Consider the following 21,350-nt stretch of genomic DNA (forward strand, 5'->3'; position numbering starts at 1 on the left):
TCGGCGAACCCAGAAGGTTCGGCCGCCACCGGTCACCGCTCAGGTGGCATTCGGTGATCTTCCGGCGGCGAATACCGCCGCGCGCCGGCCGCGGCGAGTTTGCGCCACCTTGACCGAGACGGCAGCTGCGATCGTGGCCAGTGCGACCGCGGCGGTCACCGCGACGGCAACCCAACGCCACCCCAGCGCGTTGTCGAACAGCATCCACAGCCCGAATTCCAGGAACAGCAAGCTGGCCAGGACATGCAGCAGGTGCTCGGGGAGCCGCTGGTGCAGCAGCAGTCCGGCTGCGATGGCGAGCCCGTCGGCCAGGATCATGCCCAAGGTGGTGCCCACCCACACGCCGACCCAGTCGTGATCGCTGGCCAGGGTGACCGTCGCCAACGTCGTCTTGTCGCTGAGCTCGGCCAGCATGAACGAGGAAACCACGGTGAGCAGCGCGAATCGGGGTTGGCGGGGAGCCGAGACGTTCTCGTCGGCCGCTGCCCCCTCGCGCCACGTCCAGAGCGCGAAGATAAGAAAAGCGAAGGCGGATACAAACGCCATCGGCCGGGCCGGCAGGGCGGTGCCTAGAAAGTGTCCGATCGCAACCGAAACCCCGTGCACGGTGACCGAGGCGATCGCCACCCCGGTCAGCACCACCCACCAGCGGTAGCGCAGCGCGTAAGTCATCGTGAGCAATTGGGACCTGTCGCCGAGTTCGGCCAGGAATACCACTCCGAGGCTCAAGAGTGTGGCGGCGAGCATATGGGACGACCTTTCGACACGTATTCGACGACGTCAATCGCCGAACATCGGTCGAAGGTCTCACCCACCGTTCGAATAAACGGTTCGCCGGCCGGGCTTTCGCCAGTATGTCGACACGACGATTGGGGGCTACTCCCCTTCGCTAACGACACCAGGCTAGCGGCCGTATCGGGTGTGCGCCAGAAACCCGCGAAGTTCGGGTAGCCGTATCAATCGGTTTGAATTTCCTTATGCGGCAAGCAGCATCGCCAGAATCGCGGTGTCGGGATGGCTGATCGGGTCCACGCCGACCCGGCTCACCATCGACGTGATGGTGCCGTCGGCTTCGGCTTCGACCCACGCGGCCCGGTGCTCCAAGCCCAGGTAGGGCAGTCCCGGCAGCAGGACACACCCGGAGGCGGCGCCGGTGCATTCCGGCAGCGACGGCATCGTCTCGGAGGGCGGGTGCAGCATCAGCAATGCCGGAGGCTGGTGTTCGGCGAAATATCCTGGCTTGATTGCGGTTTCGCCGAAGACCGTGCCCTCGGCCAGGACCAGGCCGACGGTGCCCGGCTCGGGTTCGTCGGGCAGCTCCTCGCGAGCACCGAAAACGGTTGTGGTGGAGAGCAATCCCGGTAACGAGGCGACGCGGACCGCGACCATTAAAAGCTGGGCCCACTCTTTGGTGGAATCGGGCCATCTTCCGGAGATGACAAACCCTTTAAGCGCACCACGAGCATGAAATGGAGCGACACCTATAGGCCCACTTGATGCTGTATCCATCTCGCTCCTCCGCGAATGCCTCCGTCCGAAATACCGACACTGGTAACGCGAATGATTAAGCATGCGCGCGGTTTCGGCGCCTTGCAACTCGACACGGCTACTGGTGTTCGTATTCACAAAATGCCCGGAGAAACACCCGGTTAAACGCAAGGGCGCCGCGCGATCTCGCACGGCGCCCTTGCCCTGATGTCGGGGAGTCAGCCGAAAATGAGCCCCTGGGTTTTCGAGGTCGCGGCCTCGTAACGCGATTGCACATCGGCCCAGTTGACGACATTCCAGAATGCTTTGGCGAAATCCACCTTGACATTCTTGTACTGCAGATAGAAGGCGTGTTCCCACATGTCGAGCAGCAGTAACGGAACGATGCCGAGGGGGAAGTTGGTCTGGTGGTCGTAGACCTGGAAGATCAGCAGCTTGTTACCCAGTGTGTCCCATCCCAGTGCCGCCCAGCCCGAACCCTGCACGGTGGTGGCGGCGGCGTGGAACTGCGCACGGAACGTGTCGAATGAACCGAACGCGTCATCGATGGCCGCGGCCAGCTCGCCCGTTGGCTTGTCACCACCGTTGGGAGACAGATTCTTCCACCAGATGGTGTGATTGACGTGGCCGGCCAAGTTGAACGCCAGGTTCTTTTCGCTCAGCAAGATCGACGAAAAGTCCTCCTGAGCGCGCGCCTCCTCGAGTTTGGCGACAGCGTCATTGGCGCCCTTGACGTAGGTGGCGTGGTGCTTGCTGTGGTGAAGCTCGTTGATCTGGCCGGAAATGTGCGGTTCCAGTGCTCCATAGTCCCAGTCCAGATCGGGCAGGGTGTATTCAGCCACGGCATTCCTTCCTTGGTGAACGTTGGTGGTAGTCGGACGCGTCTCTCCCGCGGCTTACGCCGCGCGGCGGGGCTGCCGTCTTCAACCCTGCTCCATGACTGCGCGCGCCGCAAGGACGACCACGATGGGTGACCGGCCGCGAGTACCCCGTCGGCCCGGTTTCAAGACAACGCGATTACGGCGAGAACCGCCAACAGCGCCAGTGCGATCAGTGCGGCACGCAAGGCGGCGATCACGTAGGCGTGGTTCCACGCAGGCGAACCGGAACCCGGGTCCGACGGTCTCGTCGACCCCGGACCGTACGAATGCGTGGCCATGAGGTGCCTTTCGCCTGCACATTCACCTCAGTGAGGTGAGTCACAATGAAGTCTAGTGCCGCAGATCATATCGCCAAGTCGCGAGGTTGGGAAACCGAACGGAATCTCGCATGAGGGCGGGCCAAAATGGGTTGCTTAGCGCGACAATCCATTTCGCTCGGAGTACCCGCGAGGCTGTCGATTGACAGGTGTCGTGATCGCATCGTTATCCACAGTCGCGGTCTAACCGGGCCGATAGATACGGGTGCCAACGATGCGAAGTCCGCTCAGCGTGTTGTGGATAAAGCTGTGGAAACTGTGGATAGCCGAAGTAGCTGTGCGGCCCCGCGCTGGTTCGCCGGAGGCCGCCTGCGCCGACTCGGCAAAAAGCGCTCCGCCGACAGGGACTGCTGTTGTGGTACCGCACTTGCGCGTTGGGTGCGCCGACTCGTCGTGGTGTTGGCGTGGCTGGTGTTACTCGATGCCGTGGGGCGCCGGCGCATCGTCGCCCCGGTTAGGCTGGTGCGGTGATCCAGGTGTGCTCCCAGTGCGGCACTCGGTGGAACGTGCGCGAACGGCAGCGCCAGTGGTGTCCGCGCTGCCGCGGCGCGCTGATGGCCCCCCTGGCCGACATGCCCCAGGCCGATCCGCGCTGGCGCACTCCGGCTGCCCCGCAGCAGCCGACGGTTCCTGCAGTGCGGATCACCGCACCACGACTGCCACCGGGGTTTCGCTGGATAGCCGTGCGGCCCGGCGCCGCGCCGCCACTGCGCTCGGGGCGACGCTCGCGTGGACCCACTCCGCGGTATGCCGTCATTCCCCGGTGGGGCCTAGGCGATCGCGTCGACCAGGCCGGGCAGGCGGCGGCGCTGGCCGCACCCCCGAAATCAGGTCCATCGGCCGTGACGGTACGCACCATGTTGTTCGCCACCCTGCTGACGCTGTCCGCGGCGGCACTGGTGTTCGTGGTCCGGTATGTGCTGCTGATCATCAACCGCAACATCTTGCTGCCTTCGTGGGTGGCCGGCGCGTCGGTCTGGCTGGGATACCTGGTCAGTGTGGCGGCGCTGGTGGCGGTGGGCGCCAGCGCTGTGCTGCTGATCCAGTGGCTGATCGCGCGGCGGGCCGCCGCTTTGCACCACGCCGGCCTGCCCGAGCCGCGTTCCGTGCGCTCGTTGTGGGCCGGCTGCCTGGTGCCGCTGGCCAACCTGCTCTGGGCGCCGGTGTACGTCATCGAGCTGGCGAGCATCGAGGACCACCACCGCCGGCTGCAGCGACCGATCGTCGTGTGGTGGCTGGTGTGGGTTCTGAGCAACGCGATCTCGATCTTCGCCATCGCGACCAGCTGGGTTTCCGACGCCCAGGGGATCGCCAACAACACCGTCACGATGGTGCTGGCGTACCTGTGCGCGGCGGCTACCGTCGCCGCCGTCACGCGGGTTTTCGAGGGCTTCGAGCTCAAACCGGTCGAACGCCCGGCCCATCGGTGGCTTGTGGTTCCCGACGACCGGCCAGCCCCGGCATCTGCCCGTGCGGTTGAGCTGGAGGGGCAGGAACCGGCAGCATAGTGAACATGACGCCGGCCGACGAGGTGCTCACCGGGCATCCGTTTGTGGTTGCTCACCGCGGGGCCTCGGCCGCGCGACCGGAACATACGCTGGCCGCCTACGACCTAGCCCTCAAGGAGGGCGCCGACGGTGTGGAATGCGATGTGCGGCTGACGCGCGACGGCCATCTGGTTTGCGTGCACGACCGCCGCCTGGACCGGACCTCGACGGGCGCCGGTTTGGTCAGCACGATGACGCTGGCGCAACTGAGTGAGCTGGAATACGGGGCGTGGCACGACAGCTGGCGTCCGGACGGCGCTCACGGCGACACCAGTCTGCTGACGTTGGATGCGCTGGTTTCGCTGGTCCTGGATTGGCACCGGCCGGTGAAGATCTTCATCGAGACCAAGCACCCGGTCCGGTACGGCTCGCTGGTGGAAAGCAAGCTGCTGGCACTGCTGCACCGCTACGGCATCGCCGCGCCGGCGTCCGCCGGCCTGTCCCGGGCGGTCGTCATGTCCTTCTCGGCGGCCGCGGTGTGGCGGATCCGGCGGGCTGCGCCGCTGCTGCCCACGGTGCTGCTGGGCAAGAACGCCCGTTACCTGGCCAGCACGGCGGCGACGGCGGTCGGGGCCACCGCGGTCGGGCCCTGGATGCCGGCGTTGCGCGAGTATCCACAACTCGTCGACCGCGCCGCTGCCCAGGGCCGGGCGGTGTATTGCTGGGATGTCGACGAATACGAAGACATCGACTTCTGCCGCGAGGTCGGGGTGGCGTGGATCGCCACTAACCACCCCGGCCGCACCAAGGCCTGGCTGGAAAACGCGCGCGCGGACGAGAGCAGCGGCTGATCCCGTTTACAGCTGCCCGCCGGCCGCATGCGGCGCGCCGGAGCCGGCCGGTGCCTTGCCCACCTCGCGAGCCACGAAGTTCTCCAGCTCGAACAGGTTGGACCCGGCCCGATCGGCGACGCGCACCAGGGTGGACATCAGCGCCACCTCTTCGACCTGCTCCTGCAGGAACCACTGCATGAATTGCTCGCCGAGGAAGTCATTCTCATCGCGGGCCACCGCGGCCAGCCGGCTCACTTGTTCGGTTACCGTGCGTTCCTGGTCCAGGGCCAGCGCGAGCGCATCGCGGGGCTGGTCGAATTGGTTGCGCACCGGGTCGACGCCGGGAATTTCGACCCGCACACCGCGGTCGAGCAGATGCTGCACGAGCATCATCGCGTGATTTCTTTCCTCGACCGCCTGACCGTAAAAGTGTTTCGCTAACTGTGGCAGATCTTCGCCATCGAAATAAACTGCTATCGCAACATATTGTTGAGCCGCGGTGAATTCATTGAATATTTGTTCTTGAATTAGGGCGTGAAATTTTGTTTTAGGTCCGTCGTATTCAGTCATGAAACGCAGGCTAGCCCAGGTAGAGGCAGGTCTGCAACGAAGGTATGACTTAGTCAGGAAAGCGTTTCCTAACAACCCGGCGCCGACAAATTAGCCGAGGTTTCCCTAAGTAATTTATTGCTGCCCGTCGAGCGCGGCGGTTGGCACCGGGTTATCGGAATTCAGCGCTTCGAACAACTCGCGGGCCGCGTCGCGGTTCCACACCACGACCGATCCGGAGTCGCTTTCGGTGAACTCTCCGATGGGCACGGTCATCGAGACCGGGTGCCCGTGCAAGGCCCAGCCGAGGCGCGCCAAATCCCAGGCATGGCCACCCTGGTCGACGGTCAATGCCCCGGCGGCCGCCCGCGGCACGGTGTACCAGCGCCACGGATTGAGCCACACCGCCGGGCTCGCGGCGCGGTGCAGTAGCGCCGACATGAGCTGGCGTTGGTTGATCATCCGGTCCAGGTCTGCCCGCGGTGTGGCCCGCGTCCGGACGAATCCCAGCGCACCGCGGCCATCCAGCTGCTGGCAGCCGGCGGGCAGATCGATACCGGCGAGCGGGTCGCTGATCGGCTCCGACGGGCACACGGTCACCCCGCCCAGCGCGTCGACCAGGACGGCGAAACCGCTGAAACCCACCTCGGCGTAGTGATCCAGGCGTAGGCCGGTAGCCTGCTCGACCGTCTGCGCAAGCAACGGCGCGCCGCCCATGGCAAACGCGGCGTTGATCTTGTCGCGGCCATGGCCGGGTATCGGCACATAGGAATCGCGGGGGATCGACACCAATGTCGGTGGGGTGCTGGAACCAAAACCCGGTAGATGAACCAGCAGGATGGTGTCGGTGCGACCGTCGCCGATGTCGCCACCGGTGGCTAGTTCCTGTTGCTGTTCAGCGGTCAGGCCCTGGCGGCTATCGGAGCCGACCAGCAGCCAATTCGTGCCTCGGCCCGATGCCGGCCGATCGGCATAGTCGGTGAGCACCGGCTGGCGGCGCAAAGAGGTGTCCAGCCACAGCGCCTCACCGAGGATGCCGGCGCTGATCAAGAGAACGACGATCAGCAGACTCAGCGCCAGGATCCGCCCCCAGCGGCGCTTGCGGCGCTTCTTCGGGACAACCGGACGTGGCGGCGGCATAACCTGGCGTGGCGCTGAAGCAGGCGGTGGCGGGGGAATTGCCGGCGGCGTGCGGGAACGCAGGGCCCGCCGCGGCACTGTCTCCTCGGGCGCCGGCGGCGGTGTGGTCTCGCGGCGAATCACCTGGGAGGGTTCCGGGCCAGGTGGGATCGGTCGTCTTGGTCGCCGAAAATCCGGTGACTCGTCGTTCACCCGGATAACGTACGTGCCCGGGCGGCCGGTTACTTGCGGGCGCGCAGGCCGTTGACGAACGGGCATCCCATCAGCACCCGGATGGCTTGGCCGAGTCCGTTCATGTCGTCGACGGGCTTGTGAAACGGCAGCCGGATGTCGCGGTCGCCGTCGTTGCCCTCGACGCGGAAGCGCACGCCGTACCGGTCGAGACCAAGGGGCCGGACCTGTCCGCGTCGCAACGCCGCCGGCAGCCGGGACACCAGCCGCGCCACGACATCGTTGTGCCTGGTGGCCAGGTGCCACAGCAACGTCGACTCGATCTCGCAGAACGGATCGGGCCGGGCCGTAAGCAGATCATCGACGGTGACCGGCTCTGCGCCGGTCGCGTCGGTCACCACCACCGACGCGATCTCCAACCGCAGCAGTGTGTACCGCGCGCCGTCCTCCTCGTCGGGCGGGCTGGACCTCGGCGTCTCGACTTGCAGCAGAACAGGATTGGGATCCTCGGTCGCGATCAGGTCGAGCAGTGTGGTCACCGCTTCCGTGGGGATTCGGTGCAACCTGCCGCGCACCCACACCAGCGAGCGGACCGGCTCTCGCACCGGCAGCGGCGCGTAGTCGGTCAGCTCCAGCACCGCCTGCGACCCGCACCCCATTGCCTCGCCGCGCTCGGCCGGGACCACCACGGCAAACGTCCCGTCGTAGAGCAAGTGGTGCAGAGGCGTGGCTATCGGCTCCGCGCCCTCCACCGCCAAGAGGGCCCCGCCCGCCCGGGCGCAGGCACTGCGGATGCGCTCTGCGGTCGTCGGCGTCGGATTTGTGACCGGCAGCACAATTACCTCCATCGTGATTAGGTAAGCCTAAGTTAACTTAGATCGATGGGCGTGGCAAGGACCGATCGCCGCCGCGCCGTTAGGGTTGTCAGCGTGGCCCGCATCGCTTACCTCGGTCCGGCAGGAACGTTCACCGAGGCGGCGCTGCTCGAAATGACGGCCGCCAGACTGGTGCCGGCGCATGATCCGGTGAACCTGGACCGAGTGCCGGTGGAGAGCACGCCGGCGGCGCTGGACGCCGTCCGGGATGGGACGGCGGACTATGCGTGCGTGCCGATCGAGAACTCGATCGACGGCTCCCTGGCGCCGACTCTGGACAGCCTGGCCATTGGCGCTCCGCTGCAAGTGTTCGCGGAGACGACACTGGACGTGGCCTTCAGCATCGTCGTCCGGGCCGGCCGCAGCGCCGGCGACGTGCGCTCGGTCGCGGCCTTCCCGGTGGCCGCCGCACAGGTGCGGCGCTGGCTCATGGCCAATCTGCCCGGCGCCGAGTTGCACCCGGCCTATTCCAATGCCGACGCCGCGCGTCAGGTCGCCGACGGTCATGTCGATGCCGCGGTGACTTCGCCGCTGGCCGCCGCGCATTATGCGCTTGCCGCCCTGGCCGAAGGTGTTGTAGACGAGTCCAGCGCGCGCACCCGCTTCGTCCTGATCGGCTTGCCGGCGCCGCCGCCGGCGCGCACCGGGGCCGATCGCACTTCGGCGATATTGCGCATCGACAACGTGCCCGGCGCCCTGCTGGATGCGCTCACCGAGTTCGGTATGCGCGGCATCGATCTCACCCGGATCGAATCGCGGCCCACCCGTACCGAATTGGGCACTTACATGTTCTTCGTCGACTGCATCGGTCACATCGACGACTACGCCGTAGCCGAGGCACTCATGGCGCTGCACCGTCGTTGTGCCGATGTGAGATACCTGGGTTCCTGGCCGACCGGACAAGCTGGTGGCCTGGAGCCGCCGCCGCCGGACGAGGCTTTGCACTGGCTGGCGGGGTTGCGGGACGGAAAGCGAGTTACGGAGACGGGGGAATGAGCGGTCGTTTGGTATTGCTGAGGCACGGCCAGTCGTATGGAAATGTCGAGCGGCGATTGGACACGTTGCCGCCGGGGGCGGCGTTGACCCCGTTGGGTCACGATCAGGCCCGAGCCTTCGCGCAGGGCTGTTACAGCCGGCCGGCCATGCTGGCGCACTCGGTGGCCACCAGGGCTTCGCAGACCGCCGCGGTGATAGCCGCTGAGCTCGATCTGCCGCCCATCGAATTCGCCGGCATCCACGAGGTACAGGTCGGCGAGCTGGAGAACCGCAGCGACGACGAGGCGGTCGCCGAATTCAACGCCATCTACGAGCGCTGGCATCGCGGTGAGCTGGACGTACCGCTGCCCGGCGGCGAGACGGCCAACGAGGTCCTGGACCGTTACGTCCCAGTGCTCACCGACCTGCGGCTGCGATACCTGGACAACGACGACTGGGACGGCGACATCGTGGTGGTCAGCCATGGCGCGGCGATCCGCCTTGCGTCGGCGGTGCTGGCCGGGGTGGACAGCAGCTTTGTCCTGGACAACCACCTGGAAAATGCCGAGTCGGTGGTGCTGAGCCCGATCACCGATGGGCGATGGAGTTGTGTGCGGTGGGGCGCCCGCACGCCGCCGTTCTACCCCGAACCGGGGGCAACCCCGGTGCCGGACGCGGTGGCCTCAGGCACCGACCCGATGGGCTGACCACCGGGCCTCTTCAGCGTCGGCGCACCTGCAGCCGATGGCATTGCAGTCGATGACGAAGGTGTGCGCGAACAACTCCGGGGCGACGCAATCCGCCTCGGTGCACTCAGGACGTCCCTCGATGTGGCGAATGATGGTGCCGTGGCAGTGATCTAAGCCTGCCCGGCAGTCGCGGCAGGGGGTATTCATATGCCGTTCATAGCATTAGTCCCCGACAAATGCGGGATGCCGCGCCTGTTGCCGCCGGCCCAAAATCAGCCCCAGCCCAGTTCGTCTAGCCTGTCGTCGTCGATCCCGAAGTGGTGGGCGATCTCATGGACCACGGTGATCGCCACCTGATCGACCACCTCGTCATCGGATTCACAGACGTCCAGCAAGGCGTCGCGATAGATGGTGATGGCGTCCGGCAACGCCCCGGCGTAGTCGGAATCGCGCTCGGTCAACGCCACACCCTCATAGAGGCCGAGCAGGTCGTCGTCTTCGGGATGGCGGTCGGCGACCAGCACGACAACGTTGTCCATCGCGGCGGCCAGCTGGGGCGGGATCAGGTCGAGTGCATCGGAGACCAGCTCGTCGAATCGCTGCGGGTCCATCCCAACGGCCACCGCGTTAGCCCGCGGGCGCCGGCTCGGCGGGTGCCTGTCCTTCTGGCGCCGGCGCAGGCGCTGGCGCAGGCGCTGGCGCGGGGGCGCCGGCGCCGCCGTCCGCTGGCGGCGGGTTCTCCGCCGGCGGTTGGGTGGCCGTGGGCGCCTGGGAGGCCGGGGCTGCCGGCGCCCGCGACGGCGTGACCACCGGCTGCTGGTTGGGCAGGTGCTGGTTGCCCGGGGGAGTCGTGGGGACCTGCTGTGCCGGGGCCTGGGGCACCTGCGGAGGCAACTGGACCGGAATCGGCGGCAGGGTCAGCCGCTCTTCGGGGATGTCCGGCGGGGGGACGGGCGGCTGGCCATTGATCAGCAGCTGGCCCTTGGCGCTGCCGACCAGCGTGGCCCAGCCGCCGTTGCCGAGGGTCGCGCCGATGCTGCAGGCGACTTCGCGGCTGCCGGCCGACCAGCTGGGCAGCGAAAGTGTGGGGTAGATCAGGGTCAGCGTGGTGGTCCGCAGCTTCAGCGGCGCCAGGTACGCGTCCGTCATCCGGGTGCAGGCGTCCTTGATGAACCCGTCCTGTTCCTGTTCGGCAGGCAGGGCGTTGGGGAACTTCTCGGCCAGGTTGACCGTGCCGGTTACCTCCATGGCGTGCGGCGCCGCGCAGTCGACGGGCACGTCGACCGGTTGATTGGTGGTCGGGTCGATACCCAGGCAGGTGCCCGCCGGCCACACCTTGGACTGGTCGATGTCGGCGACCTTGCCCTTGAACGCGAGCTGCTGGTTGTTCGGGCCGGGCAGCTGCAGGCCGCACAGCATGCGGCGTTCGCCGGCCTGGCGCCAAGCGCGGTCGCCCGACCACAGCATGCTGACGGTGAACTTGCTGTTCGGATCGAACTTGGGTCCCAGGTAGCGGCGTACAGCGGGATCGCACTGCTCCTGGCTGATCTGCTGGATGCGCGCCGGCGAGGGCGGGGCGGCGTTGGGGCCATACTCCGAGCCGGGGAAGGTCCGCATGTCGATGGATTCGGCGACTTCGAAGCGGTGGTCGTCACTGCAGTTGACGATGGTCGCCGACTCCGGGGTGCCATCCGGCCAGTTCAGGCAGTTGCCACTGGTGGCGCGGTTGAAGGCGGCGTTGCTCTTGGCGCCGGTACTGGGCACCGGATTGCTGTCGATGTAGCCGGCCAGCCGGCCCGGTCCGGTGCCGACGGTGGGCAACGCCGTCACCAGCCCGGCGATCAATAGGCCACCCAGGGCGGTTAGCAGCAGCCCGCGCCGGGTCGCCGAGGCCTGTAGGCCGCGCGGCCACCTCAGCTTGCGCGCCGGCTGTGCTGCCCCGTCGGTTTCGGGGTCGGCCGGTAGCAGTTCCGTCTCGGGCGCATCCAACATCCGCTCCATTCTGACAGGCCCTACACAGGGGCGTTACAAATGTTGCCGATGTGAGACCCGGTACGGGTGCTGTGCCGTGACGGCGCCGTCAAAAAGTAGTCTGGCGCCCGTGATCGACCTGAAGCTGCTCCGGGAAGACCCCGACGCCGTCCGCCGTTCTCAACTCAGCCGTGGCGAAGACCCGGCGTTGGTCGATGCGCTGTTGACGGCTGACGCCGCCCGCCGCGCCGCGATCTCCTCGGCCGACACGCTGCGCGCCGAGCAGAAGACCGCCAGTAAGAGCGTGGGCGCCGCGTCTGCCGAGCAGCGACCGGCGTTGCTGGCGCGGGCCAAGGACCTCGCCGAGCAGGTGAAGGCCGCCGAAGCGGGCCAGGCCGAAGCGGAGGCGGCGCTTACCGCGGCACACATGGCGATCTCCAACGTGGTGATCGACGGGGTCCCCGCCGGTGGCGAGGACGACTACGCGGTGCTCGACGTCGTCGGTGAGCCCGCTGCGCTGGATCACCCGAAGGACCATCTGGAACTCGGCGAGTCGCTGGGTTTGATCGACATGACGCGCGGCGCGAAGGTATCCGGCTCGCGGTTCTACTTTCTGACCGGACGGGGCGCGCTACTGCAGCTGGGGCTGCTGCAGCTGGCGCTGGGGGTGGCCGTCGACAACGGCTTTACGCCGATGATTCCGCCGGTGCTGGTGCGTCCCGAAATCATGGCCGGCACCGGATTTCTGGGTGCCCACGCCGACGAGGTGTACCGGGTGGAGGGCGACGACCTCTATCTGGTGGGCACCTCCGAGGTTCCGCTGGCCGGATATCACTCCGACGAGATCCTCGACCTGTCCAATGGGCCGCTGCGCTACGCGGGCTGGTCGTCATGTTTCCGGCGCGAAGCCGGCAGCTACGGCAAGGACACCCGCGGCATCATCCGGGTGCACCAGTTCGACAAGGTCGAGGCCTTCATCTATTGCCAGCCTGGTGACGCTGAAGCCGAGCACCAGCGGCTGCTGGGCTGGCAGCGCGAGATGCTGGCCCGCATCGAGGTGCCGTATCGGGTGATCGACGTGGCCGCGGGCGACCTGGGCTCCTCGGCCGCGCGCAAGTTCGACTGCGAAGCCTGGGTTCCGACGCAGGGCGCCTACCGCGAGCTGACCTCGACCTCGAACTGCACCACGTTTCAGGCGCGCCGCCTGTCGACGCGCTACCGGGACACGGCAGGCAAACCGCAGATCGCGGCCACGCTGAATGGCACGCTGGGCACCACCCGCTGGCTGGTTGCGATCCTGGAGAACCACCAGCAGCCCGACGGCAGTGTCAGGGTTCCCAGTGCGCTGGTTCCGTTCGTCGGTGCCGAGGTGCTGGAGCCGGTTGGTTAGTGGCGATCGCGAGCGCGGCGGAGCCGGGCGAAGCGGGTCGTCACCATCGGGCCGTGGCGATCGCGAGCGCGGCGGAGCGGGCGAAGCGGGTCACCATCGGGCAGCGGCGTGACCCGGCGTGTGTCCGAAGGCGCGCCGGTAGGTGTCGATGAAGGCGCTCGGGCTGGACCAGCCGCATTGCGCGGCCACCGAAGTGACGTCGCGTCGCTCGGCGAGCAGCATCAGCGCGTGTTGCAGGCGCAGCTGAGTCCGCCATTGCGGGAACGTCATCGCCATCTCGTCGCTGAACAGCCGGCTCAGCGTGCGCTGGCTGACGCCGATTCGATTGCCGATCTGTTGCAAGGTCAACGGCTCGGTCAGGTTGTCGGCGATCAATGCGCACGCTTGGCGTAGCCGGCTATCGGCCGGAGTGGGAATCCAGAACGACTCGCGGATGCTGGTTGTTCGCAATTGATCGTGCAGCACGGCCAGCATCCGGTGATGCTCGTCGGTGTCGGTTCCATCGGTTTGCGAACACGCGACGATCAATTCGCGCATCAAGGGTGTGATCGCAAGGACCGCCGGTGCGGTGGGTCCCGCTCGGTAGCGCCCCGGATCCAGTGCCACGCCATGGAATTGGGTGTGGCCGTGGAACTTGTGTTCGTGCCAATAGCCCGCCGGTATCCAGATCGCTCGATTGGCCGGCGTGATCCAGGTTCCCGCGGGAGTGGTTACCGACACCGCACCCGCCGACGGATAGACGATCTGGTGTAGCGGATGTCGGTGCCGTTCGATCCGCGCGCCCGGCGCGAGCGCCTGCGAAGAGGTCGCTCGCCCATGGTGGCTGTTTTCCGACATAATGAGGCAGAATATCGGAAGCCTGCCGCGACGGTAGCCGCCTAGTCTTCTGCGGTATGAGTATGAATCTCCTCCACCGCCGCCGGTGCAGCTCGGCGGGATGGGCCACCATGGTGGCCGACCAACTGTTGCCCTGGTCCTTACGTCACGTCGAATTAGGCTCGCGCACACTGGAAATCGGCCCCGGCTACGGCGCGACATTACAGGCACTCCTGGGCCGGACCGACTCGCTTACCGCCGTCGAGGTCGACAGCTCAATGGCCGACCGCTTGGACCGGTTGTACGGCGAGCGGGCACACATCATCCACGGCGACGGCGCCAACACCGGACTGCCCGACCGCCACTTCTCCTCGGTGGTGTGCTTCACGATGCTGCACCATGTGCCCAGCACCGAGCTGCAGGACCAACTGTTCGCCGAGGCGTTTCGAGTGCTGCAACCGGGCGGCGTTTTCGCCGGCAGCGACGGTGTGCCGACACTGCCGTTTCGGCTGATCCACATCGCCGACACCTACAACCCGATTGCCCCGAAGGACCTGCCTGGCCGGCTTCGAAGCGCAGGGTTCACCGACGTCCACATCGATGTGGCAGGCGGCCGACAGCGCTGGCGGGCCACCAAACCCGGTGCCGTTTAAGCGTTTATCGCCTGGCGGGATTGTTCGTGGCGGCGTTGCCGCTCGATGGTCGCGAAGTAGAAGGCAAACGGGAAAGCGAAGCTGGTGAAAAAGCTGGACAGAAAGAACAGCCACGGACGCCGCAAACCACGCCGGTAGCCGTCGATGATGGTGAACACCGGCATCAGAATGACATTGGCGATCATGTAGTCCTGGTTACCCGAGCCGCACGCCGGGGTGGCGAACTGCCCCTTGATGAAATTCGGGTAGCTGGCGGGGCCCGAGATGATGTTGCCTTGCCCGTGCGCGTCGAGCACGAAGTGGATGTTGAAGTAGTAGCCCAGCGCGATCGACGCGATGCCGGCAGCGTAAAACACGCATTCCAGCGGCGATAGCCACGGCCCGTTGGCCGGCTTGGCGTAGACCTTCGGGTTGGACGCGATGATCCATCCGATGCAAGCCAGCCCGAGCAGAAAGTGGACGATGATGGAGACCATGGCCGCAGTTTGGCTCGCTGCTTAAAGTTTTGTCAATAGTGACAGAACTTGTGCTGGTACCTTAACTGCCATGGTCCGGCCGGCTCAGACGGTGCGCAGTGAACGCACCCGGGAGGCATTGCGACAAGCTGCGCTGGTGCGATTTCTGGCCCAGGGGGTTGAGGACACCTCGGCCGAACAGATCGCCGCCGACGCCGGCGTTTCGCTGCGTACCTTCTATCGCCACTTCGGCTCCAAGCACGATCTGTTGTTTGCCGACTACACCGGGCTGCACTGGTTTCGCGCGGCGCTGGATGCCAGGCCTGCCGACGAGCCCGTCATCGATTCGGTGCAGGCGGCTATCTTCGCCTTCCCCTATGACGTTGAGGCCGTGACCAAAATCGCCGCGTTACGGGGTGGCGAGCTCGACCAGGGCCGCATCGTCCGCCATATCCGCGACGTGCAGGCCGACCTCGCCGAAGCTATCGAGGCACAACTGCACAAGCGTAGCTGCGCGGCCAACCCCGCGCCGGATGCGCGACTGCGCACCACAGTGATCGGCCGCTGCATCGCGGCCGCGGTGTTCGGTGCCATGGAGGCCTGGATGGTCGGCGACGACCGATCACTCGGTGAGCTGGCCAGGATGTCGCACGTGGCGCTGGAGTCGCTGCGGGCCGGCATCAGCGACAGCTGGGTGAGCCACCAAGTTTCGTCATAATTGACAAAACTTTGGGCTCGTGCCAGCCTCCGAACATGGCCGATTACGACGCGATCGTCATAGGTGCCGGACACAACGGGTTGACCGCGGCGGTGCTGTTGCAGCGGGCGGGACTGCGAACCCTGTGCCTGGACGGCAAGCTGTACGCCGGCGGTATGGCCTCGACTGTGGAGCTGTTCGACGGCTATCGGTTCGAGATCGCCGGTTCGGTGCAGTTCCCGACGTCCGCGGAGGTAATCAACGAGCTGGGCCTGGACACCCTGCCGACCGTCGACCTGGACGTGATGGCGGTGGCGCTGCGTGGCGTCGGCGACGTCCCGCTGGTCCAGTACACCGACCCGATGAAGATGTTCGGCCACCTCAACGAGGTGCACGGGGCCGACGCCGTCACTGGTATGGCGGGGCTACTGGCGTGGAGCCAAGCGCCGACCCGGGCGCTGGGCAGGTTCGAGGCCGCCACGCTGCCGAAGACCTTCGACGAGATGTATGCCTGCGCCACAAATGAATTCGAGCGCGCTGCGATCGACGACATGCTGTTCGGCTCGGTCACCGACGTCCTGGACCGCTACTTTCCCGACCGTGAGAAGCACGGCGCGCTGCGGGGTTCGATGACCGTGCTGGCGGTCAACACCCTGTACCGCGGGCCGGCGACGCCGGGCAGTGCCGCCGCGCTCGCCTTCGGGCTGGGCATGCCCGAGGGCGATTTCGTGCAGATGAAGAAGCTGCGTGGCGGCATCGGCGCGCTTACCGCCCATCTGGCCCAACTGCTGGAAAGCAGCGGCGGCGAAATCAGGCTGCGGACCAAGGTGACCGAGATCCTCGTCGCCGATGGCCGGGTGACCGGGGTGCGCACCGAAGCCGGTGACACCCTGAGCGCCCCGGTCGTCGTCTCGGCGATCGCGCCGGACGCCACGCTCAATGACCTGATCGATCCCGCGGCGCTGCCGTCTGAAATCCGGGACCGCTATGCGCGCATCGACCACCGCGGCAGCTACCTGCAGATGCACTTCGCGCTGGAGGAAGCCCCGGAGTTCGCCGCGCCGTACGAGGCCCTCAACGACCCGAGCATGCAGGCGTCGATCGGCATCTTCTGCACGCCCGAGGAAGTCCAGCAGCAGTGGGAGGACTGCCGGCGCGGGATCGTGCCGGCCGATCCGACGGTGGTGTTGCAGATCCCGTCGGTGCACGACCCGGACCTGGCTCCGCCGGGCAAGCACGCCGCGTCGGCGTTCGCGCTGTGGTTCCCGATCGAAGGCGGCGCAGATTATGGCGAGGCGAAAGTCGAGATGGGACAACGGGTTATCGACAAGATCACCCGCCTGGCCCCCAACTTCGAGAAAAGCATCATCCGGCACACCACCTTCACCCCGAAGCACATGGGCGTGATGTTCGGTGCTCCCGGCGGCGACTACTGTCACGGGCTGTTGCACTCGGATCAGATCGGGCAGAATCGGCCCGGCCCGAAAGGCTATATCGGCCAGCCGATTCCGATTCAAGGCCTGTATCTGGGCAGCGCGGGATGCCATGGCGGGCCCGGCATCACCTTCATACCCGGCTACAACGCCGGCCTGGCGGCGCTGCAAGACCGCTAGCCCTTCGCCGAGTGTGTGCTCAGCGCGAAAAAACGCGCTGGATTTGACAGCCAGTGCACGCTCGGCGCGGGTCTAATCGCGCTTGGCGAGCAGATCGTCGAGCAGCGCGATGAAATCGTGCGGACGCGCCGGGGTACACGCGGGCACCGGTCGCAGGCCGGGCACGTCGAGGGTGATCAGCGTCGACTTGAGTGGACGGTACACGTCCAGCGGCAACCAGCGCCGAAGGTCGAGGTCTGGACTGCCCCAGATGTTGAACCGGGCCATGATCAGCCCCAGCGACTCGGCCTGGTAGCCCTGGACCTGGTCGAGTGCGATGACCTTCGACGTGCCGGACGGAAAGTGATAGCGCCGCAACGTGATCGCTTGGCGATCGAGCTGGATCACGCCGTCGTCGTAAAACTGCATCATGTGTCCGAACCCCGCGAACTCCGTAGTTGATGTCCTCGGGTGGTGAGGCACCGGCCGTCGTCCAGCCGCCACTGCCACCCATGCAGGTTGCAGGTCAACGTGTTGCCTTCCACCACACCGAATTTCGACAGGTCGGCCTTCAGGTGCGGGCAGCGGCGCTGAATCTCCCAGCCGTCCAGCGTGATCGATGCGGAGTCGTCATGGGTTTCGGCGAACCAGCCGTCGGCGTAGGCGATTCGTTCGTCGGTCAGGCACTTGAAGAACGTGTACAGATATTCGTTGTATCCGCCTACCCGCCACGCCGTGAACCGGGTGGACAGGAAGACGGTGTTGACCCAGTCCGGCTCGTGATCGCGCAGCACGGTGCGCACCAGCTCCGGCGCGACGGCGAACCCGTAGCGTACCTTCTCGTCGGGAATGCGTTCTCGCACCGAACGTTTCGGGAAGTCCAGGATAACCGTCTCCGGGCCCATCACCAGTTCGACCGGATACCCGATGCCGTCGCAGATCTCGTTGCTCTGCAGCATGATCGGCTCGAACAGCGCGCGCAGCGGCTCCAGCAGCGGCTCACCGGTGGCGGGGGCCCAGGTGGCCTTCTCCGCGGCCAGTACCGGGGCCATCCGCTCGGCGTACTCGGCGATGTAGTCGGCCTTACCGGTGGTGAAGATCGCCTCGGCCTGATCGACGGACATCGGGTGCTGTAGCGAATTCAGTTCGGAGCCGGTGAAATCGGCGGTCGACCCGGGAATCATCAGCAACCCGCGGTCGTGGCCGTGGGTGCGCATCTGGTCCAGGAACACCATCTGATCGGGGAAGATGTTGGCCGGGTCGCTGCGGTCGTCATTGAGGTGACGCAGTTCGGCGTCCAGAAAGCACGGCGGCCCGGCCGACGGCACTACCCAGGTCGCCCCCACCTGGGCGATGTACTGGCGGGCGCGGTCCATCCCTCGCTGTCGCTTCTGGGTGCCGAACGCCTCCTTGGCGCGCTCCGGCATGTCGTAGACCATCGGATACCAGATCGCGCCCGAGTACTGCAGCATGTGGACGTCGATGTGACCGAACTCCGACGCCAGCATGTCCAGATCGACCGGCCGGGCGTCGTTCATGTTGAAAGCCGTTGTCTGGCCGTCGGAAACGACCAGTGCCGAGTCGCCGATCGGGCCGTCGGCGGGGGCGCGCAGCGCGACGATCATGATGTCCAGCTCGCCGCGCGGGCTTGACAGCCGGTGCTTGACCGAGTCGGTGGTCTCGAAGAATCGGTGAAACCCTAACTTCTCCAATTCATTTCGCAGATCCGGTACCGGAAAGTCGGGCAGCAGAACCACCGCGTCCTTATTGACGTGCGCATCGAGCAGCTTGGCGTCGAAGTGGTCCTTGTGCAGGTGCGAGACGTACAGATAGTCGCAGCGCCCCAAGGCGTTCCAGTCCAGCGTGCTGTTGTCGGGAAACGGGAACCAGGATGCGAAGTAGGCCGGGTTGACCCAGGGGTCACACAGTATGCTGCCCGCCTGGGTCTGGATCAGAAAGCCGGCGTGGCCGACGCTTGTGACCTGCACATATACCTTTCAAGAGTCAGTTCGAGTGGTCTCGAGCTTAGCTTGAGTCCACATCTTCGGCTTGCCACAGCCGCCGGTAGTAGTCGATGCGCGATGGATCCGGATCCACACCGTAGGCCGCGAAGAACTCCGCTTCCCAGCTTCGGCCAGGGTAGTTCCAGCTCAACGACAATGTGGCCACCGCCAGGTCGGCCCACCGATCGGCCACGCCGAGATCGCCGAAGTCGACATGTCCGCAACAGCGCCCGTCATCGCCGATCAGGGTGTTGGGTGAGCACGGGTCGCCGTGGCAGACCACCAGTCGGTCGACCGGCGGTGGCTCGTCCAGACCGGCGCGCTGGGCCGTGGTCAACAGCGCCAGCCGGCTCGGCACCGACCAGTCGAACGGGCACGACTGCACCGGCAGCCGGTCGTGCAGGGCGCGCAACCCCGCACCGATCGCCGGCACCGCCAGCTGCGGTGCCGCCGTCCACCGCGGGTGCACCGCACAGAGCCCGGCCAGGCCACGAGTCCGCAGCCACGTCCAATCGCGGTCGGCGCCGACGTCGAGCACCTCCGGCACCGTCAGGTACTGCGCCGCCCAGCGCAGGCGGCGTGCCTCGTCGGCGAAGTCGGCCGAGCCTGCGCTGGCCACCTTGATGTACTCGGCCCCCGAGTCGACCCGGAAGGTGACGCCGCCCAGCTCGTTGATCCAGACGGCGTGCACGGGTCTGGCGCCGGCAAGCCGCCGCACGACCGCGGGCACCTCGGGCGGTGACGGTGGGAAAGTCACTGCTCACCTTTCTGGCCGGGGTTTTTAACCACTCCAGCAAACTGGCAGCTGGGAGCACTAGGCTAAATAGCTGTGGAACCGGTATACGGGACGGTCATTCAGCTTGCCCGCTTGATGTGGCGCATACAGGGATTGCGGATCACCGTGACCGGTGTGGAGAACATTCCGGCCAGCGGCGGTGGCGTCGTCGCCATCAACCACACCGGCTATCTGGACTTCACCTTCGGCGGTTTGCCTGCCTACAAGCAGGGTCTGGGCCGCAAGGTGCGCTTCATGGCCAAGCAGGAGGTATTCGACCACAAGATCACCGGCCCGATCATGCGGTCCCTGCGACATATCCCGGTGGACCGGCAAAGCGGCGCTGCCTCCTATGACGCGGCGGTGACCATGCTGAAGGCCGGTGAGTTGGTGGGGGTGTACCCCGAGGCCACGATCAGCCGCAGCTTCGAGATCAAGGAGTTCAAGACCGGAGCGGCCCGGATGGCCGTCGACGCCGGGGTGCCGATCATTCCCCACATCGTGTGGGGGGCGCAGCGAATCTGGACCAAGGGCTACCCCAAGAAGATCGTTCGCCCGAAGGTGCCGATCGCGATCGTCGTCGGCGAGCCGATCGAACCGACGCTGCCCACGCCCGAGCTGAGCGGGCTGCTGCACTCACGGATGCAGCATTTGCTGATCCAGGCGCAAGAGCAGTACGGACCGCATCCCGCGGGTGAGTTCTGGGTGCCGCACCGCCTCGGTGGTGGTGCCCCTTCGCTGGCCGAGGCAAGCCGGATGGATGCCCAGGAGGCGGCCGAGAAGGCCGCCCGCCGCGCGCAAGGTACTCACCCGGCCGGGGCGCCGGAGCAGTGATCGATGGCCGAGCCCACCTACCGCGCCTGCGAGATCCTGGCCAAGCTCTTGGTCCGGGCCACCCGAACCCAGATCTCCTACCTCGGCGAGGAGAACATCCCCGAGCAGGGCGGGGCCGTGATCGCCATCAACCACACCAGCTACGTCGACTGGCTGCCGGCCGCACTGGCGATGAACCGGCGGCGGCGCCGGCTGCGCTTCATGATCAAAGCCGAGATGCAGAGGGTGAAGATCGTCAACTTCTTGATCAAGCAGAACGGAGCGATTCCGGTAGACCGAAGCTCCGGGCACGGGGCCTATGCCGCCGCAGTGGAGGCGTTGCGCCACGGCGAGGTGGTCGCCGTCTACCCGGAGGCCACCATCAGCCGCAGCTTCGAGTTGAAGGAGTTCAAGTCGGGTGCCGCCCGGATGGCCGTGGAGGCCGACGTCCCGATCGTCCCGTTGATTGTGTGGGGCTCCCAGCGGATCTGGACAAAGGGCCATCCAAGACAGCTGGGGCGCAAGAAGATACCGGTCGTCGTGGCGGCCGGTCCGCCGATACATGCCACCGCGGACATCGCGGCGACCGACGAGGTGCTGCGCGAAACGATGACCACGCTGCTGCACAAGGTGCAGCAGGACTATCCCCAGCCCGCGGGGGCTCACTGGCTGCCGCGGCGCCTCGGTGGCGGTGCACCGACGCTCGACGAGGCAGCACAAATGGACGCTGAAGACGCCGCGGCGAAAGCCGCGAACCGGAACCCGCATCAGTCCGGGTAG

General features: G+C 66.3%; 23 protein-coding genes and 2 pseudogenes. 10 read left to right on the plus strand and 15 right to left on the minus strand.

All coding sequences use genetic code 11. The features are described from left to right. Positions 1-39: 39 nt before the first annotated feature. The 4 genes from AWC27_RS28250 to AWC27_RS31410 form a co-directional block, all read right to left on the minus strand. The gene (locus AWC27_RS28250; protein WP_085674044.1) at positions 40-747 is read right to left on the minus strand and encodes a TMEM165/GDT1 family protein; all 708 of its coding nucleotides are present in this window, start codon (positions 745-747) and stop codon (positions 40-42) included. Between the two features lie 228 nt (positions 748-975). Beyond that, the gene (locus tag AWC27_RS28255; RefSeq protein WP_083115027.1) at positions 976-1,509 is read right to left on the minus strand and encodes a peptidase; all 534 of its coding nucleotides are present in this window, start codon (positions 1,507-1,509) and stop codon (positions 976-978) included. A gap of 197 nt (positions 1,510-1,706) precedes the next feature. Further along, complete coding sequence (locus AWC27_RS28260) at positions 1,707-2,330, minus strand: superoxide dismutase (protein ID WP_085674046.1); 624 nt, start codon at positions 2,328-2,330, stop codon at positions 1,707-1,709. Positions 2,331-2,491: 161 nt separating this feature from the next. After that, positions 2,492-2,647, minus strand: coding sequence for a hypothetical protein (locus tag AWC27_RS31410; RefSeq protein ID WP_169726885.1), 156 nt, complete (start codon positions 2,645-2,647; stop codon positions 2,492-2,494). Between the two features lie 506 nt (positions 2,648-3,153). On the opposite strand from AWC27_RS31410, the gene AWC27_RS28265 reads away from it, so the two are divergent. Together AWC27_RS28265 and AWC27_RS28270 are read left to right on the plus strand one after the other, a co-directional pair. Beyond that, positions 3,154-4,194, plus strand: a complete 1,041-nt coding sequence (locus AWC27_RS28265) for a DUF4328 domain-containing protein (protein WP_085674047.1) — start codon at positions 3,154-3,156, stop codon at positions 4,192-4,194. A gap of 5 nt (positions 4,195-4,199) precedes the next feature. Next, the gene (locus AWC27_RS28270; protein WP_085674244.1) at positions 4,200-5,024 is read left to right on the plus strand and encodes a glycerophosphodiester phosphodiesterase; all 825 of its coding nucleotides are present in this window, start codon (positions 4,200-4,202) and stop codon (positions 5,022-5,024) included. 6 nt (positions 5,025-5,030) lie between these two features. Here AWC27_RS28270 and AWC27_RS28275 read toward each other — a convergent pair whose 3' ends face one another. From AWC27_RS28275 to AWC27_RS28285, 3 genes are all read right to left on the minus strand, one after another. Then, a complete protein-coding gene (locus tag AWC27_RS28275) occupies positions 5,031-5,576 on the minus strand; it encodes a ferritin (RefSeq protein WP_085674049.1) in 546 nt (181 codons plus the stop codon). Between the two features lie 114 nt (positions 5,577-5,690). Next, positions 5,691-6,887 carry an LCP family protein gene (locus AWC27_RS31685; protein ID WP_085674051.1) on the minus strand — a complete coding sequence of 399 codons (1,197 nt, stop codon included), beginning with the start codon at positions 6,885-6,887 and terminating at the stop codon, positions 5,691-5,693. A 29-nt stretch (positions 6,888-6,916) separates the two neighbouring features. Then, entirely contained in the window at positions 6,917-7,714 is a 798-nt protein-coding gene (locus AWC27_RS28285; RefSeq protein WP_276075338.1) for a DUF2470 domain-containing protein, read from the minus strand. Between the two features lie 81 nt (positions 7,715-7,795). On the opposite strand from AWC27_RS28285, the gene pheA reads away from it, so the two are divergent. Together pheA and AWC27_RS28295 are read left to right on the plus strand one after the other, a co-directional pair. Continuing rightward, the gene (gene pheA / locus AWC27_RS28290) at positions 7,796-8,737 is read left to right on the plus strand and encodes a prephenate dehydratase (RefSeq protein ID WP_139837279.1); all 942 of its coding nucleotides are present in this window, start codon (positions 7,796-7,798) and stop codon (positions 8,735-8,737) included. Further along, complete coding sequence (locus AWC27_RS28295; RefSeq protein WP_085674055.1) at positions 8,734-9,423, plus strand: histidine phosphatase family protein; 690 nt, start codon at positions 8,734-8,736, stop codon at positions 9,421-9,423. The genes pheA and AWC27_RS28295 overlap by 4 nt, the downstream gene beginning before the upstream one ends. On the opposite strand, the gene AWC27_RS32505 is transcribed toward AWC27_RS28295, so the two are convergent. The 3 genes and pseudogenes from AWC27_RS32505 to AWC27_RS28310 all read right to left on the minus strand — a co-directional run bounded on the left by AWC27_RS32505 (position 9,400) and on the right by AWC27_RS28310 (position 11,397). Then, the gene (locus AWC27_RS32505) at positions 9,400-9,612 is read right to left on the minus strand and encodes a hypothetical protein (RefSeq protein ID WP_085674057.1); all 213 of its coding nucleotides are present in this window, start codon (positions 9,610-9,612) and stop codon (positions 9,400-9,402) included. The two genes, AWC27_RS28295 and AWC27_RS32505, sit on opposite strands and share 24 nt — an antisense overlap. After that, positions 9,609-10,028: pseudogene (locus AWC27_RS28305) on the minus strand (metallopeptidase family protein). Before AWC27_RS28305 ends, AWC27_RS32505 begins: the two are co-directional and overlap by 4 nt. Positions 10,029-10,032: 4 nt before the next feature. Next, complete coding sequence (locus tag AWC27_RS28310; RefSeq protein WP_139837280.1) at positions 10,033-11,397, minus strand: septum formation family protein; 1,365 nt, start codon at positions 11,395-11,397, stop codon at positions 10,033-10,035. A gap of 109 nt (positions 11,398-11,506) precedes the next feature. Between AWC27_RS28310 and serS the strand changes: the two genes are divergently transcribed. Continuing rightward, positions 11,507-12,766 (plus strand): serine--tRNA ligase, encoded by a 1,260-nt coding sequence (gene serS, locus AWC27_RS28315; protein ID WP_085674063.1) that lies wholly within the window; start codon positions 11,507-11,509, stop codon positions 12,764-12,766. Here serS and AWC27_RS28320 read toward each other — a convergent pair. Continuing rightward, positions 12,763-13,603 (minus strand): annotated as a pseudogene (locus AWC27_RS28320) (AraC family transcriptional regulator). The gene serS and the pseudogene AWC27_RS28320 overlap by 4 nt on opposite strands. A gap of 56 nt (positions 13,604-13,659) precedes the next feature. On the opposite strand from AWC27_RS28320, the gene AWC27_RS28325 reads away from it, so the two are divergent. Next, positions 13,660-14,235 carry a class I SAM-dependent methyltransferase gene (locus tag AWC27_RS28325; RefSeq protein ID WP_085674066.1) on the plus strand — a complete coding sequence of 192 codons (576 nt, stop codon included), beginning with the start codon at positions 13,660-13,662 and terminating at the stop codon, positions 14,233-14,235. Here the strand turns inward: AWC27_RS28325 and AWC27_RS28330 are convergent. Next, complete coding sequence (locus AWC27_RS28330) at positions 14,232-14,711, minus strand: DUF2834 domain-containing protein (RefSeq protein WP_085674068.1); 480 nt, start codon at positions 14,709-14,711, stop codon at positions 14,232-14,234. The genes AWC27_RS28325 and AWC27_RS28330 overlap by 4 nt on opposite strands. 70 nt (positions 14,712-14,781) lie before the next feature. On the opposite strand from AWC27_RS28330, the gene AWC27_RS28335 reads away from it, so the two are divergent. Together AWC27_RS28335 and AWC27_RS28340 are read left to right on the plus strand one after the other, a co-directional pair. Continuing rightward, positions 14,782-15,408, plus strand: coding sequence for a TetR/AcrR family transcriptional regulator (locus AWC27_RS28335; protein ID WP_085674070.1), 627 nt, complete (start codon positions 14,782-14,784; stop codon positions 15,406-15,408). 35 nt (positions 15,409-15,443) lie between these two features. Further along, the gene (locus AWC27_RS28340) at positions 15,444-17,000 is read left to right on the plus strand and encodes a phytoene desaturase family protein (RefSeq protein WP_085674072.1); all 1,557 of its coding nucleotides are present in this window, start codon (positions 15,444-15,446) and stop codon (positions 16,998-17,000) included. Between the two features lie 72 nt (positions 17,001-17,072). Here the strand turns inward: AWC27_RS28340 and AWC27_RS28345 are convergent, their stop codons facing one another. Genes AWC27_RS28345 through AWC27_RS28355 form a run of 3 tightly spaced genes read right to left on the minus strand, consistent with a single transcriptional unit; the run spans position 17,073 to position 19,739 of the window. After that, entirely contained in the window at positions 17,073-17,411 is a 339-nt protein-coding gene (locus AWC27_RS28345; protein ID WP_085674074.1) for a hypothetical protein, read from the minus strand. Continuing rightward, a complete protein-coding gene (locus AWC27_RS28350; RefSeq protein ID WP_085674076.1) occupies positions 17,408-18,967 on the minus strand; it encodes an MBL fold metallo-hydrolase in 1,560 nt (519 codons plus the stop codon). Before AWC27_RS28350 ends, AWC27_RS28345 begins: the two co-directional genes overlap by 4 nt. Positions 18,968-19,004: 37 nt before the next feature. After that, positions 19,005-19,739: a phosphotransferase gene (locus tag AWC27_RS28355; protein ID WP_085674078.1), complete on the minus strand. Its 735-nt coding sequence runs from the start codon at positions 19,737-19,739 to the stop codon at positions 19,005-19,007. A gap of 72 nt (positions 19,740-19,811) precedes the next feature. Between AWC27_RS28355 and AWC27_RS28360 the strand changes: the two genes are divergently transcribed. Further along, positions 19,812-20,591, plus strand: coding sequence for a lysophospholipid acyltransferase family protein (locus tag AWC27_RS28360; protein ID WP_085674080.1), 780 nt, complete (start codon positions 19,812-19,814; stop codon positions 20,589-20,591). A 3-nt stretch (positions 20,592-20,594) separates the two neighbouring features. Continuing rightward, positions 20,595-21,350 carry a lysophospholipid acyltransferase family protein gene (locus AWC27_RS28365; RefSeq protein WP_085674081.1) on the plus strand — a complete coding sequence of 252 codons (756 nt, stop codon included), beginning with the start codon at positions 20,595-20,597 and terminating at the stop codon, positions 21,348-21,350.

The organism is Mycobacterium szulgai, from assembly GCF_002116635.1.
Classification (GTDB): domain Bacteria; phylum Actinomycetota; class Actinomycetes; order Mycobacteriales; family Mycobacteriaceae; genus Mycobacterium; species Mycobacterium szulgai.

Excerpts from the sequence above, each read along its gene's own strand:
- AWC27_RS28250 (WP_085674044.1), bottom strand. The coding sequence starts at position 747 with ATGCTCGCCGCCACACTCTTGAGCCTCGGAGTGGTATTCCTGGCCGAA.
- AWC27_RS28255 (WP_083115027.1), bottom strand. The coding sequence starts at position 1,509 with ATGGATACAGCATCAAGTGGGCCTATAGGTGTCGCTCCATTTCATGCT.
- AWC27_RS31410 (WP_169726885.1), bottom strand. The coding sequence starts at position 2,647 with ATGGCCACGCATTCGTACGGTCCGGGGTCGACGAGACCGTCGGACCCG.
- AWC27_RS28270 (WP_085674244.1), top strand. The coding sequence starts at position 4,200 with ATGACGCCGGCCGACGAGGTGCTCACCGGGCATCCGTTTGTGGTTGCT.
- AWC27_RS28275 (WP_085674049.1), bottom strand. The coding sequence starts at position 5,576 with ATGACTGAATACGACGGACCTAAAACAAAATTTCACGCCCTAATTCAA.
- AWC27_RS28285 (WP_276075338.1), bottom strand. The coding sequence starts at position 7,714 with ATGGAGGTAATTGTGCTGCCGGTCACAAATCCGACGCCGACGACCGCA.
- AWC27_RS28295 (WP_085674055.1), top strand. The coding sequence starts at position 8,734 with ATGAGCGGTCGTTTGGTATTGCTGAGGCACGGCCAGTCGTATGGAAAT.
- AWC27_RS32505 (WP_085674057.1), bottom strand. The coding sequence starts at position 9,612 with ATGAATACCCCCTGCCGCGACTGCCGGGCAGGCTTAGATCACTGCCAC.
- AWC27_RS28310 (WP_139837280.1), bottom strand. The coding sequence starts at position 11,397 with ATGTTGGATGCGCCCGAGACGGAACTGCTACCGGCCGACCCCGAAACC.
- AWC27_RS28325 (WP_085674066.1), top strand. The coding sequence starts at position 13,660 with ATGAGTATGAATCTCCTCCACCGCCGCCGGTGCAGCTCGGCGGGATGG.
- AWC27_RS28330 (WP_085674068.1), bottom strand. The coding sequence starts at position 14,711 with ATGGTCTCCATCATCGTCCACTTTCTGCTCGGGCTGGCTTGCATCGGA.
- AWC27_RS28335 (WP_085674070.1), top strand. The coding sequence starts at position 14,782 with ATGGTCCGGCCGGCTCAGACGGTGCGCAGTGAACGCACCCGGGAGGCA.
- AWC27_RS28340 (WP_085674072.1), top strand. The coding sequence starts at position 15,444 with ATGGCCGATTACGACGCGATCGTCATAGGTGCCGGACACAACGGGTTG.
- AWC27_RS28345 (WP_085674074.1), bottom strand. The coding sequence starts at position 17,411 with ATGATGCAGTTTTACGACGACGGCGTGATCCAGCTCGATCGCCAAGCG.
- AWC27_RS28365 (WP_085674081.1), top strand. The coding sequence starts at position 20,595 with ATGGCCGAGCCCACCTACCGCGCCTGCGAGATCCTGGCCAAGCTCTTG.